Here is a 17,471-nt window from a genome sequence, read left to right on the forward strand (position 1 = left end):
GTATCCATGAGTGTTTCCCCCCTCTTATTCGTATGGTTGATTGCGATCATTCCCTATCTTCCGGAGTTCTTTTCTTCTCGGCAAATAAATATGAACAATCCAATAGGCAATAAGCGGTCCAGGAGCTTGGATCAGTCCCACGATCCCCCAGATCCAGTAGTATTTTGTATGACGGCGGGAATGAATGAACAAAAATAGGCTTTGTATCAGCAGGATGCAGGCGACAAGTATTAAGACCCATACGGGAACCGTATCGAGATTTGTTTTATGCATGGCTGGATTTCACCTTCTTCTTCGAGCGATAAAAAAATCGTACAGCAAACGCGATCGCACCGACAAAGACCAGCCCCTGAATGGCGACAAATACAACAATGTTCATAGATGCCAAAAGAATATTGCTTCCTATTAAAGTTAGAGCAATGATCATAAACAGTACAACTTCCAGGCCTGCACGTTTGCGAAGCCTTTGCTGCTCAGCTGCGACAAGCTGCTCCAGCTCATGCAGTGGCGGCGGCTCCGGACTCCGGATGGCCAGCTCCATCTGATCGAATCCATGCAGCAGCTCAGCGATTAGAACCTGATCCTCTGCAGATGATTCTTCGTGGAAGCCTTCACCATGCGTATGATTCTTCTCATTCAGATCGGCAGTTCGTTCCCGCATTCCTTTATTCCTTTTCATCTGTCGCCAGCTCCTTTCTTAACTGCTGTAATCCATGATGGATTCTGGACTTAACCGTCCCAGGCGGAATGTCCATCATGTCTGCGATTTCATCATAGCTATAGCCGTAATAATGCTTGAGCAAAATCGGCAGCCGCCATTCGTACCCCAGCCTGGACAAAGCCTGCATCGCATCAGTCCATTCCTCATGCTGAGCTTTGATCTGCCACTCTGTTCGCCGAGATGCCTGCTCCCGGTCCCTCCACTGCTTTTCTACCTTAGTGCGACGCATCTGATCGATATAAATCCTGGTAGCTATCGTAATCATCCATGAAGAGAACTTCGATTTTCCGTTATATTGATGAATCTTCTCAATACACTTCAGCATGGTTTCCTGCGCCACATCCTCGGCCATCTCAGGATTCATCGTCATTTTGATGAGATACTTTGTTAAAAAGGAGTAGTGGGCATGCAGCAGTTGCGCCATCGCCTGACTATCCCCGCGTTGCGCGCGTTTTATTAGCTTGTGCTCTTCCAACTGCAGTCTCTGCTCCTTTCCTCGGTTTCATATTTGCCATATGACCACATCCGTACGTACGCGACTCATGCAATCAAACATATTACGAACAAGTACAGGAAATCGTTCACTACATCCTAAAAAAATGTAAGAATGTCCTTATCAATAACTCAAACTCATTTTTCGTAGCCGCTGTTGTGTCTATTCCTATACTACCTTCTATCATTGGCCGACTAATGAATAAGCAAGGGCTTAAATAGGTTTCCATATGCCCCAGGCAGCTATCATGAACAGCAAAAACTCAATTTATAATTCAACAAACATGCGAATCATATAATGATACGCATGTTTGTATTAACCTAAACTCTCAATTGCGTCAAACTGCCCGTTAGTCAAATGAGCGATTATCTGCATTGGTGAGTTTATCATTATATTTTGGTGAATCTCATCTTCTCATTAAGTCCATTTATTCCTTCTTCAGCTAACCTACCCCGTTTTACAATAAGGAATAAAACAAAAAAGCATTAATCCTTCTTGGATCAACGCTTCCGTCAGTGTATGTAAATCCCCTTAGAATCTCTGTTAAAGTATATGTAAATTTGGGTCTATGAATTTGATTATTTTAATTATAATCCTTTAATAATTGGGAACTATAATCTCACCTTTTCTTGGCATTGAACTAACATTTATATCTTTAAAATACAAAGGAAGTCCTTCAGCTAATACAGGATGTATAGTTTTGATTGGATTTTGTCTTTGATGATGAATATGCAAATGGGGTTCTGAAGATGAACCACTATTCCCTACACGCCCCAATAAATCACCCGGCTTCACTTCATCTCCTACCTTCACTATTACGCTATCTTTTTTTAAATGGTTAAGTAAAAGGTAAGTATTTGTTTCTTCTATTTTTATATATACATAATTACCTTCCAATGACTTAAAATCTTCTGAGCCCGGCGTAATATCATCTTCACCATCATAAGCGGAAATTACTAAACCAGAAACAGGTGAATAAATTAATTTATTCCATATACCATAATCTTCGTTATTATCACTATTGATGTTAAATGGTTCTATTAATAAATCATATGCCCATCTCTCTGATGACCATACAGCATGCGGTAAATTGTCGTTAACATTATTTCCACCCCAACCAACGACTGTCTGTTCCTTTAAAGGAAAATACACAGTGACGGACGGTTGGGCGTGTTCAGCTGTGTTAGGATAAGCAAAAGGAATCATGTTCATAGTCATAAGTATAGGAATAACCATTAGTATATTTACTATTACATTAAAAGCTAACTTTAAACTTTTTATTCTTTTAAATAATAAAATAATAAAAATGACTAAATTCATTAACAATCCCAGTATACCGACAAAGGGCAAAACTAGTTTTAGTAGTGTCCATGAATATGTGGCAACGATACCTCCAATTAAAAATACACTAATCCATAATAATAGAAGGAATCCGATTGATATGCATTTTATGTAACCAACCTTTCGAATGACTGCCTTCAATTAAGCTCACCCTTTATTAAAAATATGAAAAATTACGAACCTATCCTTCGTTTTAAATAGTTAGAGGTACTTATTAGCAAATAATAATTATTCTCTATTGTTTTTATAAAATCCTTCTTTCGCTAACCGACTCGTTAGCTTAATGGATTAACGTGCATACATCGTTTAGATACATGTCTAATCGGTAAATGAGAGCATGTTCTTTCCCTCGACAGTACTTGTGCATGTTGTTAAAGAAGATTGGGAATAATTTATCCAACCAAGTATGTAGCATCTTATCCACGGCCTTAGTAAATAGCTCTATTATGCAGAGTTTTCATGTGAAAATATTGAGCTATGCTGCTCGTTAGCTTTATAAGGCTCTATTTAGTAATATTTCAACTTCGGCTAACGATGAAAGTTCTTATGTGTGTAGGTTCTTGTCCTCTGACGTTGTTATTTAATGAACTTATAATTGTCGGTTTCGTCAAATTTCTCACTCAATTCCCCCTCTTATCTTTATATCATGATTCAACTATAGTGCTCTGTTAGCGGAAACTCGAATCATTCCTTGTTTCTTATTCTACAATGCTAAGATATATTTGGAGGTTGAATAAATTTGCATATTATACATATTTTTCTTTTGTTAATTAGTTCATTAATCAGCGGATGGGAACAAGAAGCTAATCCTCCTCTCCAATCACAAATCGGGAAAAAACAATCTGCACTAGAAATTCAATCTATGTCTCAAGTTAACGCAGAATCTATTCCTATCTTGATGTACCATTCGATTAGCATTAATGGGTCTAATACACTTTGTGTACCTCCTGAGGTGTTTTTTAAACAAATGGAACATTTAAAAAAATCAGGATATAATACAATCACTTTCAAGGATTTAATGAGTTGGAAGACGAATCAATCGATCCCTGATAAACCGATTTTAATTACTTTTGACGATGGCTATTTAGATAATTTTACAGTCGCTTATCCAATCTTAAAAAAACTTCAAATGAAAGCAACAATATTCGTCACCAGCGATTATATTGGTTCACCCAATCACTTCAATTGGAGTCAATCGAAGGAAATGGAACAATCAGGTGTCATTGAAATTGGCGCGCATACACGGCATCATGTAGATTTGACAAAAAGTAATCAGTCACAACTTGTAGACGAAATTTCGGGAGCCAAACAAAGGTTGGAGGAGAGATTGGGACACCCCGTAATTGCTTTTGCTTATCCTTCCGGTGAATACAATCAGAATGTAATAAAGCTTGTTAAGCGTGCTGGATTTGAATTTGCCGTAACAACAAAACATGGTTACGCCGAGAAAACACAGGGCTACTTAACTCTCCATCGTGTTCGAATACCCGGCGGTCAGTCAATAGCTTCTTTTGTTCGAAAATTCCCTTGATATCATGCCCGTTAGCTAATGATTAAAGAAGCATTCGATTCAAATGTCGCTCTATATACGCTAGTTTTCTTAAAATTCTAGGAAATATAAATACTAAGAATTCAGTTTATTTAGAATTTAATTGACGTTATACTAAAAAAGAGCGCTAAATTAAATTGGAAGGTGCAAAAACATGATTACAGATCAACAATTAGTGATAAACAATTTTGAAGAAAAATTAAAAGTATTTACTCATGCAGTTAGTGGGAAAATTACAAGTGAAGAAGATTTCGTCATATCGAATACAGAAGTTCCCACTGATACATTCAATATAATATTGCCAAAATCTCCAAATATCAAAAATGTAGATAAGATTAGATATGAAATCGATAACTTTTCTGTTAAAGGCTATCCCTTTAGTACTTGGATTGACGCACGGTTCTTAAATAATGATTGGAAAGAACTGATGCAAGAATATGACCTTAACGAAGCAGAGCGTAATGTAATGATGAAACTTGAAAATACCCTTAATGTTGGTCAAAATGATGCTCAACAGCTTATCATTACTCCTGTGAAAAGTAATGTTGATTTTATGAAATATAAAGAGGTTTTTATTAGCTTATTTGCAGGTTCACCAGAAAAAGATGCGTTAGAAAGTTATTTTAGTAAGTTTTCACAAGCAAAATTAGGTGCAGAAGTTCAAATGTTTATTGGATGCATAGATGAAATGACCGTATCTACTGGTCTATTAATAGAAAGCAAAGATAGTTATGGCATTTATGATGTGATGACAAAAGAAACATTTAGAGGCAAAGGTTATGGCAGCGAAATGTTTCAATTTCTTTTAAAACAGACAAAGGATAAACAAAAACCAGTTGTATTACAGGCTTCAGATGACGGGAAAAACATCTATAAACGATTTGGTTTTATAGATGTAGGAGAAATGGTTGTATTTGAATAGTTTTTTTTCTTGAATGCGGGCGGGTATTAATCTCTTCTCAATCTGCGATATTCTGACGGAGAGAAACCGTTCCGCTTCTTAAACGTTTTGCTAAACTGGTAGACGTCTGAATAACCACATGCACTCGCTATTTCTGTGATGGATTCCCCGGTAAAGCGAAGCCTGCGAATCGCATGCTCGTTACGAAGTTGATCCAGGTACTCTTTAGGACTCTGCCCATACCGAGCTGCAAAGGTTCTGCGTATATAAACAGGAGAGAAACCTGTCTGCTCCGCCAATTCAGTAATGCGCAACTCGGCGGCGAATTCGGTATCCAGTTTCTCTTTGAATCTGCGAACAGCCGCCGTAATTTCTTCCTCACCGCTCTGTCTTCCCCCTGCTTCGGCCGCTTCATGTAACTCTTGCACCAAGCGATACCAGACGGATTTCACTCGAGCTTCTCGCACAAAATCCCCCGGAACCCACTCCCTTTCCGCTTCCCGAAACAGTTCTCCGATCTTTCCCATATGCTCACTCTTTAACTGTAGTAGAAATGGCATTCGCATTCGCTCGATAGGTTCTGGGATACTCCACTCATTCTCTTCAATTCTCCTTAGCGAAGCGCAATCGAAGAGCAACATCGTCATTCGAAGCGGATAAGCTTCAGAGGACTTCATATAAAGAGACAGCCCCGGCCAAAGGTACACTAATGTGCCTCGCTCTACTTCTACATCTTTATTTTCACAACGAAACACCCCCTTACCACTGTATATATAGTAAAACGTATGCCCGGATACCGTCTGACGAATATCCTCCCAGCCTGGCAGCGCCGGCTTGGCGATAACCCAATGTATATGTACCACCAAATTCCCCAAAGCATATTCCATGGTGTTACCTCCTAACCTAATTAGTATCATTTATGATAAATGAATAGTATTGTTTTTGCCATTGTCGCTTTCTTGCTGCGAGTGCTAAACTCCGAACATAAAGACCATCATTTATTGATGATCTAGCATAAATTATTGGAGATGATGAATATGATACGGACATTTCAGCAGCATCGACTACGAGAATGTCAATTGCTTGATGGACTATGGGATTTCGTTTTTGACAATGACAATATTGGATTATCTGAAGAGTGGCACACAAACTTCCCTTCCAACCATGATCGTGTACCCGTACCAGCCTGTTGGAATAATGAACTCGGCAAATATGATTACGAAGGAGTAGCGTGGTATCGAACTTGGATCACAGTTGAAGATAGCAGCCATCTGCGTTTACTGTTCCATGCAGTAATGGGTCATGCTGACGTGTACTGGAATGGACAACATTTGGGATACCATTATGGTGGATTTACTCCTTTTGATTTTGTAATTCCTAATGTCACTGCAGGAGTTCACGAGCTTGTTGTCCGCACAGATAGTACACTGGAGCATAATACTTTGCCCTACCATATTGTGGACTGGTTTCATTACGGTGGAATTATCCGCCCCGTAGAGCTTCAGCGCTTACCTGATGTCTGGATGGATGGGATGAGCATCACCTATGATATGACTGGAGATTCTAGTAGCGATGTTCAAATCCTGCTAAAGCTTCAATCCCTATCGGATACACCTGCAGAAGTGCCTGTGACCATCTATCGAAACAACGAGATATGCTATTCTGACAGCGCTTACCTTCCTGCCAAAGGTAACATAGAACTCGTTGTGAAACAAAACTGGTCAGATCTGAAGCGGTGGGATACGGAAGATCCTGTCCTCTATATGATTAGAGCCGTTGTCGGCAAAGATGACAAGACAGATCGAATTGGGTTTCGAACCGTAGAGACCCGCAATAAGAAGATTCTTCTAAACGGCAAGGAGCTGTACTTGCAGGGCGTTAACCGCCATGAAGAGCACCCCGATTGGGGCTTTTCTTTCCCCAACAAATTGATGACCAAGGAACTTGACATTATCCTGCAGATGGGATGTAACACTGTACGTGGTTCGCACTATCCTCAGAGTGAATACTGGATTGATCTGCTGGATGAGCAGGGCATCATTTTCTGGAGTGAAATTCCGATATGGGGTGCTGCATTTCCAGCGAAGGAGACTGACGACCCGCTCTTCGTAGAACGAGCGATGACCATGATGGGTGAGATGATTGATCGGGATCTTCACCATCCCTCCATTCTATTCTGGTCTGTCCATAATGAAATTGATACACGATCCGAACAAGCTTATGAGCTGTCCATTAAGATGACAGAACTCGTTAAGAGCAAGGACCAGTCAAGGCTCGTGACTTATGCCACTATGCATCCTATGACAGACATCTGTCTTGGACTCTTCGATGTCATCGGGATTAACTACTATGGCGGATGGTATTTCGGACATGCTGAATTCAAAGACATGCTCGAAGTCTTTCATGAGCGCTGCAAGGAATATGGAGCCGAGAACACCCCGGTGCTTATGACTGAATTTGGCGGAGCAGGCGTATATGGGGATTCGGGCTGGGAACCCCGCCTATTCAGTGAGGATTATCAAGCTGACCTGCTCGGCAAGTCGCTGAAACTCTTCCGATCTGATCCGAAGATTAGCGGAACCTATGTATGGCAATTTGCAGATACAAGAGCTCAGATGCAGAGTCATCTTCCCCATTTCAGAGACCGGGCTCGATCCTTCAACAACAAAGGACTTGTCAACGAATATCGCAAACCAAAGCTTGCCTATCGTGTAGTCAAGGGGATTTACACAAACCATAATGATCCTTACGACTGGGGCTCCACATTGAGCTAACTCACCTGGGGCTATCTCATCAGGGATGGCCCCGCCATATGAAGATGCGTCATTTCAAATTGCTGAATATAACTTTTGAGAGGGGCGATTTGTTCATGTTCATGCACACACGAAAGATGAGAAGGTATGCCGTTGTCTTCACGATGCTAGGACTGCTTACAACTACACTTGCCGCATGCAGTGGAGGGGGATCGGAGTCGACAGGACCCGCTGGAAAAGAGCAGAATGAACCATTAAAGAGTTTAACCTATTGGGTGGATTTGTTTCCCGATGCCGCTGCCGTTATGAAGAGTTATGGAGAAGTTACAGCCTGGAAGGAGATTCAGGCCAAAACTGGGGTTGAAGTAAATTTTCAGCACCCCGCTCAAGGTCAGCTTGGTGAACAATTCAATCTAATGGTCGCATCCAATAAGATGCCTGATGTTGTGGATTATGGATGGAACGCCTACCCCGGTGGAGCACAAAAAGCAATTAGAGATAAGAAGCTGATTCCACTAAATGATTATTTGGAGCATGCCCCAAACTTATCCAAACTGCTAGACGAGAATCCGGAATGGAGAAAAATGGCTTCTACAGACGATGGAGATCTTATTGGCTTCCCATTCATTCGTGAAGATGTGACTCAACAGGTGTTCCTCGGACCGGCGATACGTAAGGATTGGCTGGATAAATTGAATTTGTCTGTACCAGAGACAATTGATGAATGGTACACCGTTTTGAAAGCTTTTAAAGAACAAGATCCTAACGGAAATGGAGAAGCGGATGAAATTCCGATTCTCATACCGGCTGGAGAGTTAGCCTTTGCTGGTGCTTTCGGGACACCAAACGATTTCTACCAAGAGAATAATACCGTCAAATACGGGCCAATCGAACCTGGTTTTAAAGAATACTTGGCCACAATGAACAAGTGGTATAACGAAGGACTGCTAGACAAGGATTTCGCGACAACAGATGCCAAAATGACAGACGCCAAAATAACCGGCAATCAGGTAGGTTCGACAGTAATGTTCCTGAATGGTGGAATCGGTAAATACATGGATTTAATGAAAGTGAGCCAACCGGATTTCCAAATTGTCGGGTCCCCTTATCCGACTTTGAATTCTGGAGAACAGCCCGTCTTTGGGCATATGGATAACCCCGTTACCGGTATCTTCGCAGGCATCACCGGAAGTAACCAGAACGTAGTTGAAACTGTGAAATTCCTGGATTACTTGTACAGTGATGAAGGGAAACTCACCATGAATTTCGGAAAAGAAGGAGAAACCTACAAATTAGTTGACGGTGAGCCACAGTATACGGATGCGGTTTTAAATAATGCTGACGGACTGCCGATTTCCCAAGCCTTTAGAAAGCACATTATGGGCGCTACATCAGGTCCTTTTGTGCAAGATGTTCGTCACACGAAGCAGTATACGACCAAGCCGGAACAACAAGAGGCCATGAAGTTGTGGTCCGGTACTACTCAGGAGAAAAAAATGCCTCCTATTACAATCGCTGCAGAAGATAGCAGTCGATATTCCTCGATTATGACTGACTTAAATACATTTAAAGATGAGAAGATTCTGAAATTTATTATGGGCACAGAAACGCTCGATGATTTCGATAAATATGTAGAAATGCTAAAAGGTTTAGGTATTGATGAAGCGATACAAATTCAACAAGAAGCTTTAGATCGATACAACAGCCGATAAGTATTGCTCTGATAACCATGCCGGAATAGGGCGTAAAGGCCTCTTACCCTATTCCGGATAACCGGGAGGAGAATTCATGCCTGAATTAAATAGAAATTTTGTGCAAGAAGCAGCCAGAATGCCGGTGGATCGCAAACGAACGATTATCAAGAAAGATTTAATTCGTAATCGTTATATTTATTTAATGCTTATTCCCGTTATTATTTACTATGGCATTTTTCATTATGGCCCAATGTATGGGTTGCTCATTGCATTTAAAGATTTCGGTATAGCCGTAGGGGTGTGGGATAGTCCTTGGGTCGGTTTCACCCATTTTCAGAACTTTTTTGAAAACCCTTACTTCTGGCGACTTCTCCGAAATACGTTAATGATTAGCTTCTATGAGTTGTTGTTTGCATTTCCTGCTCCTATTATCCTAGCTCTATTACTCAATGAAATTCGACTTGTCTTCTTCAAACGAATCGTACAGACGATTAGTTATCTCCCTCACTTTATTTCCATTGTGGTCGTTGCCGGAATGCTTGTCGACTTTGTTGCCCGCGATGGATTGATCAATAATATACTCGGTTTTATTGGAATTGAGCCGATTGCTTTTCTGCAAGATCCGGGGTGGTTTCGCTCGATTTATGTATCCTCTGGTATCTGGCAAGGGATTGGCTGGGGTTCTATAATTTATCTGGCTGCAATGTCTTCAATCGATCCTACGCTGTACGATGCTGCTCGAATTGATGGCGCAGGACGCTGGAAGCAAACCCTGCATATTACAATCCCAGGTATTATGCCTACGATTGTGATCCTGCTCATCCTGAATATAGGGTCTATCCTTGCTGTGGGAAGCGAAAAAATTATACTGCTATACAACCCGCTTACGTATGAAACCGCTGATGTTATCTCGACCTATGTATACCGAAAAGGTATCCTTGGTGCAGATTTTGGGTATTCCGCTGCAGTAGGCTTATTTAATTCTGTCATCAGCTTCATTTTACTTGTAGTGGCCAATACCATTAGCAAGCGTGTAAGCGAACATAGATTGTGGTAAGGGGGACGTGAATAATGACATATAAACGTTCTTTGGGCGAAACTGTGTTTTCGTGGTTTAATACTTGCTTTATGCTGTTACTCTGCTTCGTTACACTATATCCTTTTATTTATATCCTGTTTGCATCACTTAGTAATCCTACGGAAATGGCTCAATTTCGCGGTATGCTGTTCTCACCTTTAGGATTTAGTCTGGATGCGTATAAAGCGGTTTTGGAAAATCCCATGGTTACAACAGGTTACCGGAATACGCTATTCTATGTGATTGTAGGTACAGCTATCAACTTGATTATGACAACGCTCGGTGCTTATGCTCTCTCCCGTCGTAATGTTTATTTCAAGAACCACATCATGTTTTATATTGTCATCACGATGGTGTTCAGTGGGGGGCTTATTCCGTCTTTCCTGCTAGTTAACAATCTTGGAATGTTAAATACACCATGGGCACTTCTCTTACCAGGAGCAATCAACTCCTTTAACTTAATTATTATGCGAACCGCATTTCAAGGCATTCCGCCCAGTTTGGAAGAATCCGCACGCATCGATGGGGCGAATGACTGGGTAATAATGGTCAGGATCATTATCCCTCTATCTATGCCCGTCATTGCCGTTATGATTTTATGGTACGCTGTCGGACATTGGAATTCGTATTTCAGTGCTTTGATTTATTTACGTGACCGGGAATTATTCCCTCTTCAGCTGGTACTTAGAGAAATATTAATCTCCAACAGCACAGATAGTATGATGACAGGAGCAGCTACCGGCGATCGCACAGATATCGGAATAACGATAAAGTACGCGACGATCATTGTTTCTACATTGCCAATCTTAATCCTATATCCGTTTTTGCAAAAATATTTTGTGCACGGCGTTATGATTGGTGCTCTCAAAGAATAATGAATTACTGTTTTAGAGATTGAACAATATACGGAACCAACCTTACCTAAGCGCGATACATTCAAGGGCACTGATGGAAAAAACACATGGAAATTAGCCTAATACAAAAGGAGCAGCTGCCAATCGGCCAACTGCTCCTTTTGTGTATTTAGCTAAGGTTTCCCGTTAGCATTCCAGTAAGATGAAAGAAACTGAAATAGTCTGTACCCATCTTTCTCGTTTCCGAAAAAGTTAAAAGCTCAACATAAGGTTCGTCCCGCTTTGAACTATCATTGTACCCTGCCCCTGAACATAGTCTTCAAACCTTAGGGACAGATCCAATTTCTTTTAATAAAAAGGGGATATTTCAAAACGTATTTGATAGAACTACCTGAATACACACCGGACGTTTCAATAACGAATCCAGTCGATAAATCGACTATATTAAAATTCACAGGAGATTGGCCTCCTCATATTCAAGATTGTCACTTTTTATATAAACAAGCCCAACCGTTAGTATATTCTTCAAAAATCATCCCTTATACCCTCAAGCAAATGCAAAAAGGCGTACTGAGTATACCTCAATACACCTTTTTTATCATTTTCCATTTCAAAGAACTATCCTTATAAGAGGTTATTAAATACAACCGGTGTAACTACAGCATCTATTAAAAGCTCATACGTCCGCCAAAAGGAACGGGCAGTTCGTTGTCACGCGGATAGACAGTTCTATTTTTGCCTTCCTTTTTAGCTACATAGAGCAAGGAATCTACTTCCTTAAAAAACTGTGATTTTTCCATACCATGAACGTATCCAGAGAGCCCGATGCTAACCGTGACCCGGCGATCTTCCATTTCGAGGTGATTAAGCAGGTGGATCGATTCACGAGCACGTTCACAGATCTCGAAGGCTTGCTCTAACGTTTTCTCGGGAAATATAATGGCGAATTCTTCTCCACCATAGCGGGCAATAATCTCATCCGAAGTTAGCGACTGCTGCAGTATGCCGGCTACTCTCTTCAAGATGATATCTCCGACCGCATGTCCGTAAGTATCGTTGATAGATTTAAAATTATCAATATCGATCACCGCCATTTGGAGAGGCATCTTGTTCGTGTCGCAATGTTCTATCAAATGATCCAGATATTCTTGAAAGGTCCTGTGGTTATATAGATCTGTCAACGCGTCAGTCTTGCTTAATCGTTCCATAATGGTGTTATTGATCAATAAGTCACGTTCAGAGCGCGAAGTCCTGACCAGTCTTTCCAGCAAGTCATTCCCTCTGTGAAGTAGTTGGATCAGGATTAAATATTCTCCGGTCAGTATATAGAACAGGGCAAACCGTTCGAATATTGTCATATGGGTCCAAATTAATGGAAACATGATATACATAATTACGAGCTCAGCGATCACCATTAAAAAAGCGAAGGTTAAGTACTTTTTACTAAAGTGAAAGGCTGCGACTAACATGGGAATCATCATGACATACTGTATGCCGATTACCCTCATATTGCCGTAAATCAGAACAGCACCAATCAGGGTACCCGTTAAGATGGTAAGTAAGGGGGAAGATTTCTTATAGTACCGCTCCATTAGTTCATTCACTGTGACAAGAGTGACTTGCACGCTGGTAGGAATCAACATTTTATAAATCAAGTAATACGGCACGCTCTCCGGTTCAAGTCTTATCTTAATTATAAGGGCAACGATCTCAGCTACTAAGGAGATCAAGACCACAATCCAATAGCCGTTTAGAATCTTTCTCTGCCATTTTCCTACATCGTCAAACAGTCCTTGTTCATTTATCAACGGGTTCCCATCCAATCATCTGTGTTCTCAACATCAAATATACCATTCTTCTTGCCTATGGTCTGTTACTTTAATAGAGTTTCTATGTAACTCATGTTAAAATCCTTTTTCGATGTGAGATAAAAGACGGATAACATATTCTAGATCTATGCTACGATTTTGGGATACTTAATTGGTGTAAGTTATATACCTCTCTGTAAAGTACATCTCTCACATGTTCAAACTGGGATGCTGTCAGTTTCTCTGGATAGCTCATAATGCACAAAGGTAAACCGGGTATTCCTTTCCGCAGGGGCGGTTGAACATACTTAAATTCACCTAAACAAAATCCAAGACGCTCATAAAAACGAACTCTCCTTCTCTGTAAATCATCTTGAGGATCCTCGACTTCCAAAACAATTGGCAAAGTAGACTGCTGCATAAATCGTTCCATTAATTGTTTCCCTATTCCTCCTCCCCGAATCGATGGAGAAACGGCAATATTCTCTACGTATCTAAAAGTCTCAAATTCCCATCCTGCAAGAAATGCAATTACTTCGCCTTGCTTATTTTCTTCTGTAAGCAGGTGATAACGCTGATCGGACAGTAACTTTTTTTGATTTATATAATCGCGATACTCACTCTCAGGAAAGGATGCTTTCATTAGGTCAAATACTTGATCAAATTTCTCTTGTTGTATCAAAACATTCACTCCAGCTGCATTGTGTTTTATGATATATCAAACTTGCATAAATCACACTAAACCCTGGTATAATACTAAGGTCAAGCTTTTATGAGTGAGTATTTTAGAGAGGTAGAAATATATTGAAAGAGTATTATAAGATCAATGAAATATCAAAGCTATATGGAATCGGTGTAGATTCTTTGCGATATTATGAAAAGATAGGTGCGCTTGTACCTCGTCGTGACACGAACGGATATAGGCTTTACGGACTGAAGGACATATACAAGTTAAACGTGATCCGCGATCTTCGCCAATTGGATTTTACTATGCAGCAAATAAAAGATTATTTGGATCATCAAAGTATTGAAAACACTCTTTATTTATTACATAAAGAAAAAGATCTAGTTAGTGAACAGCTACGTAGTCTTGAGACGAAACAACGGATGATTCAGGAAAGAATACATGTACTAACTACAGCGATGCAAATGACAACTGGTGAATTCTCGATCAAATCATTTCCGGAACGACCTTGCTTGCATCTAGATACCCGTATTACCCGGGATGAAGAGATGGATTTTGCTATTAAAAAGCTACACAAAAAGCATGAAAGCAAAATTCGTGATTTCGGCAATCAACTCTTTGGTGCATCCGTATCAGTTGAAGACCTATATAAGGGTGAAAAAGAGGTATTTAACGCAGTCTTTTTTATTCTCGATTATGATGAGTCAGAATATGATTTTGTTCTTCCTGCCGGCGAATACCTTTCTCTCTACTACCGAGGAGACTATCGTCAGAGCTCAGACAGAATACTTGATGTTCTAAACTTCGCAAAAGAAAAAGGGTACCCGATATTAGGTGACCCTTTTGAAATATATGAAATTGATAATAGAGATACAATAAATAGTGAAGAATTTTTAACAGAAATTCAGGTGAGAATCGAGATTTAAAAGTGTCGACCTCAGGTGCAAGTCAGATCCATTAGTTATGCGATCTGCCCGTTAGCGTATCAATTTGTATATCTCAACAAAAAAAGGCTGGAGAATTCCCAGCCTTTTTTTTATAGCCTATTTTTTAATTAATACAGTGTCTTAAGCGCTTCAGCTGTGAAAGGAACTAAGTCATCCAATCGTTCTTCTCGAATTTTAGTTGCCCACTCAGGATCTACTAATAAGGCTCTACCAATAGCAACCAGATCAAATTCATCATTTTCCAACTTCTGAACTAAACCTTCGATCCCTACGTTACTAGCACCTTTACCTTCTTTGAATAGTGAAATGAAATCACCGTCCAAGCCAATCGAGCCAACAGTAATCGTTGGTTTTCCCGTAATTTGTTTAACCCAACCTGCAAGGTTCAAATCGGACCCTTCAAATTCCGGCTCCCAGAATCGGCGAGTAGAGCAATGGAAAATATCCACTCCTGCTTCAACTAGTGGTGTGAGGAATTGTTTTAATTCGTCAGGAGTTCTTGCTAGTTTAGCGGTAAAGTCGGATTCTTTCCACTGCGAAATACGCAGTATAATCGTAAAATCAGGACCTACTGCATCACGACAAGCTTTAACAACTTCTTCAGCAAAACGTGTGCGCAAAGCCAGGCTGCCGCCATAGCGATCTGTGCGTTCGTTTGTTTTCTCCCAGAAGAACTGGTCAACTAAGTAGCCATGTGCACCATGGATTTCGATGCCATCAAACCCAGTGCGTTTTGCATTAGAAGCTGCTTGAGCAAAAGCATTTACGATCTCAACTACTTCAGATTCAGAATAATCATTAACATTTTTTCTAGCGCCCATATGCCAGATTTGAGGAATGATCTTCCCTCCTGCTTCATGTACTTCCGAAACTACGTTTGCCCAACCTTCTAATGCTTCCTTACCATAAATGAAAGGAACATTTTCTTGATAAGATGAGTCCGCATGATCAACAATCGTGCCTTCTGTCACGATTAGACCAACGTTATTTTCTGCTCTTCGGCGGTAATATGCAGCTACGTCTGGCCCAGGGATCCCATTAGGAGATAGATTTCGTGTCATTGGTGCCATCACGATACGGTTCGATAGTGTAAGATTTCCTAGAGTATATGGACGGAATAAGGGTTGTACAGATTCTGTATAAGACATTTCATTAACCTCCGACTGAATATTAATTACTAGCAGTGATATGTAAAAAGATGAGTTCGATGAATGCATATGAATCCATCCGTTTATCTTCAATTATATACATGCACATGCATACAATTGAAAGGATTAGATATGGGTTGTCAAGGAACGACAACAAAAAGAGCCGATTTCCGGGTTGGAAATCGACCTCTTGAACTTTAAAGTGTGACGATGATAGGACCATTTTTAGTAAGGATAATCGTATGTTCAATTTGAGCTACATAGCTTCTTTCTGTAGCGAAGGTCCATCCATCATCTTTTTGATATACTTCTTCTTCTAAGGTTGAGATAAATGGTTCAAATGCGATAACCATCCCTTCCTTTAATAGCTCATCGTCCGTCGTATCGTTGTAATTATAAATATGGTCAGGTGCTTCATGGATCGCACGTCCAACCCCATGTCCTGTAAGGTTTTTGACGACCGTTAAATCATGCTGTTTTGCGGTTAGGAATACTGCTTTTCCAATTCCGCTTTTTTTGGAGCCAGGTTTTGCTTTTTTCAGACCTGCTTCAAATGCTTTTTTGGCAACATCACAAATTTTAGTCAGCACTTCATCTCCTTCGCCAACTACAAATGAGATGCCTGTATCCGCGAAATAACCGTTCTTTGAGCCGGATACATCTACATTTACAATATCGCCTTCATGAATAACCCGATCTCCCGGGATTCCATGTGCCACTTCTTTATTAACACTAATGCAAGTATAGCCAGGGAAATCATATTCACTTTTTGGAGCTGAAACTGCGCCTTCTTTCTTAAAAAGTTCTCCGGCTATATCGTCAAGTTCTTTTGTTGTAATGCCGGGAACTGTTCTTTTTACCAATTCATCTCGAATAAAAGCAACTATTCTGCCAATTTCCTTCAAACCATTAAAGTCTTCTTCTGTTTTTGCAATCATTTCGTTTACTCACTTTCCTTTACCATCGATTAAACCTATATTAAGTATTAGATTATCATATCCAAAGGTGCGATTCTTAGCAACTTTTTATAACGTTTTTAAATAGAAATGAAATATTCTCGACGTTCTCTTCTACACCTATATATCTTATTGTATGTACCTCGTCACCTTAAAAAGCAGCACTCCAATCTTCACTTTGGGCCTGAATTATTATTTGATTAACGGATCATATCCCTTTGCTATAATTACTTTCTTAATTGCTGGACTCATGCCAAAGTTTTCGATTTCTTTATCCACATAGTCATACGAGATCGTAAATTTTTGAGCTTCCTGTTCCATAACATGTCCTTCCATAGCAATAGAATCGAGCGCCATTTCAGGTAACAATTCTTTATTCGTGATTACGACATCCAGTTCATATCTATTTTTGAGATATTTAACTGCTTCCTCTTCTGCTTCGTCACATTACCCATTTTAACTATTTCTGCAACAGGTCGGTATTATAATTTTTTTTCTAGTATAATCAAGTACAGGCAGCCATCTATTCCCACCGGCTGGCGT

17 protein-coding genes are annotated in these 17,471 nt (G+C 40.2%); 7 read left to right on the top strand and 10 right to left on the bottom strand.

Translation table 11 applies throughout. The annotated features are described in order from the left end of the window. Positions 1-24: 24 nt before the first annotated feature. The 4 genes from PV403_RS12810 to PV403_RS12825 form a co-directional block, all read right to left on the bottom strand. Positions 25-273, bottom strand: a complete 249-nt coding sequence (locus PV403_RS12810) for a transcriptional regulator (RefSeq protein ID WP_332084892.1) — start codon at positions 271-273, stop codon at positions 25-27. Continuing rightward, positions 266-679 carry a YxlC family protein gene (locus PV403_RS12815; protein WP_332084893.1) on the bottom strand — a complete coding sequence of 138 codons (414 nt, stop codon included), beginning with the start codon at positions 677-679 and terminating at the stop codon, positions 266-268. Before PV403_RS12815 ends, PV403_RS12810 begins: the two co-directional genes overlap by 8 nt. After that, a complete protein-coding gene (gene sigY / locus PV403_RS12820) occupies positions 666-1,145 on the bottom strand; it encodes an RNA polymerase sigma factor SigY (RefSeq protein WP_442951762.1) in 480 nt (159 codons plus the stop codon). Before sigY ends, PV403_RS12815 begins: the two co-directional genes overlap by 14 nt. A 666-nt stretch (positions 1,146-1,811) precedes the next feature. Then, complete coding sequence (locus PV403_RS12825) at positions 1,812-2,696, bottom strand: M23 family metallopeptidase (protein WP_249717862.1); 885 nt, start codon at positions 2,694-2,696, stop codon at positions 1,812-1,814. Between the two features lie 598 nt (positions 2,697-3,294). On the opposite strand from PV403_RS12825, the gene PV403_RS12830 reads away from it, so the two are divergent. After that, positions 3,295-4,086: a polysaccharide deacetylase family protein gene (locus PV403_RS12830; RefSeq protein WP_213536069.1), complete on the top strand. Its 792-nt coding sequence runs from the start codon at positions 3,295-3,297 to the stop codon at positions 4,084-4,086. A gap of 172 nt (positions 4,087-4,258) precedes the next feature. Beyond that, positions 4,259-5,026: a GNAT family N-acetyltransferase gene (locus PV403_RS12835; protein ID WP_213536067.1), complete on the top strand. Its 768-nt coding sequence runs from the start codon at positions 4,259-4,261 to the stop codon at positions 5,024-5,026. 26 nt (positions 5,027-5,052) lie between these two features. Here PV403_RS12835 and PV403_RS12840 read toward each other — a convergent pair whose 3' ends face one another. Continuing rightward, entirely contained in the window at positions 5,053-5,892 is an 840-nt protein-coding gene (locus PV403_RS12840; protein ID WP_191801788.1) for an AraC family transcriptional regulator, read from the bottom strand. Positions 5,893-6,042: 150 nt separating this feature from the next. On the opposite strand from PV403_RS12840, the gene PV403_RS12845 reads away from it, so the two are divergent. The 4 genes from PV403_RS12845 (at position 6,043) to PV403_RS12860 (ending at position 11,405) form a co-directional block, all read left to right on the top strand. Continuing rightward, positions 6,043-7,779, top strand: a complete 1,737-nt coding sequence (locus PV403_RS12845; RefSeq protein WP_332084895.1) for a glycoside hydrolase family 2 protein — start codon at positions 6,043-6,045, stop codon at positions 7,777-7,779. A 95-nt stretch (positions 7,780-7,874) separates the two neighbouring features. Then, on the top strand, positions 7,875-9,470 hold the full coding sequence (locus tag PV403_RS12850) for an extracellular solute-binding protein (RefSeq protein ID WP_332084896.1): 1,596 nt from the start codon (positions 7,875-7,877) through the stop codon (positions 9,468-9,470). 76 nt (positions 9,471-9,546) lie between these two features. Next, on the top strand, positions 9,547-10,509 hold the full coding sequence (locus tag PV403_RS12855; protein WP_442951763.1) for an ABC transporter permease: 963 nt from the start codon (positions 9,547-9,549) through the stop codon (positions 10,507-10,509). A gap of 14 nt (positions 10,510-10,523) precedes the next feature. After that, positions 10,524-11,405, top strand: a complete 882-nt coding sequence (locus PV403_RS12860) for a carbohydrate ABC transporter permease (protein WP_213536062.1) — start codon at positions 10,524-10,526, stop codon at positions 11,403-11,405. Between the two features lie 647 nt (positions 11,406-12,052). Here the strand turns inward: PV403_RS12860 and PV403_RS12865 are convergent. Together PV403_RS12865 and PV403_RS12870 are read right to left on the bottom strand one after the other, a co-directional pair. After that, positions 12,053-13,192 carry a GGDEF domain-containing protein gene (locus PV403_RS12865; protein ID WP_332084899.1) on the bottom strand — a complete coding sequence of 380 codons (1,140 nt, stop codon included), beginning with the start codon at positions 13,190-13,192 and terminating at the stop codon, positions 12,053-12,055. Positions 13,193-13,343: 151 nt separating this feature from the next. Further along, on the bottom strand, positions 13,344-13,874 hold the full coding sequence (locus tag PV403_RS12870; protein ID WP_332084901.1) for a GNAT family N-acetyltransferase: 531 nt from the start codon (positions 13,872-13,874) through the stop codon (positions 13,344-13,346). 122 nt (positions 13,875-13,996) lie between these two features. Between PV403_RS12870 and PV403_RS12875 the strand changes: the two genes are divergently transcribed. Continuing rightward, entirely contained in the window at positions 13,997-14,803 is an 807-nt protein-coding gene (locus PV403_RS12875) for a MerR family transcriptional regulator (protein WP_332084902.1), read from the top strand. Positions 14,804-14,931: 128 nt separating this feature from the next. Here the strand turns inward: PV403_RS12875 and PV403_RS12880 are convergent, their stop codons facing one another. The 3 genes from PV403_RS12880 to PV403_RS12890 all read right to left on the bottom strand — a co-directional run bounded on the left by PV403_RS12880 (position 14,932) and on the right by PV403_RS12890 (position 17,249). Next, on the bottom strand, positions 14,932-15,972 hold the full coding sequence (locus PV403_RS12880) for an NADH:flavin oxidoreductase (protein ID WP_332084903.1): 1,041 nt from the start codon (positions 15,970-15,972) through the stop codon (positions 14,932-14,934). A gap of 197 nt (positions 15,973-16,169) precedes the next feature. Beyond that, entirely contained in the window at positions 16,170-16,910 is a 741-nt protein-coding gene (gene map / locus PV403_RS12885; protein ID WP_332084905.1) for a type I methionyl aminopeptidase, read from the bottom strand. 210 nt (positions 16,911-17,120) lie between these two features. Then, complete coding sequence (locus PV403_RS12890; protein ID WP_332084906.1) at positions 17,121-17,249, bottom strand: hypothetical protein; 129 nt, start codon at positions 17,247-17,249, stop codon at positions 17,121-17,123. Positions 17,250-17,471: the final 222 nt, after the last annotated feature.

The sequence above is a fragment of the Paenibacillus sp. GYB006 genome, from assembly GCF_036577645.1.
In the GTDB taxonomy this organism is placed as follows: domain Bacteria; phylum Bacillota; class Bacilli; order Paenibacillales; family Paenibacillaceae; genus Paenibacillus.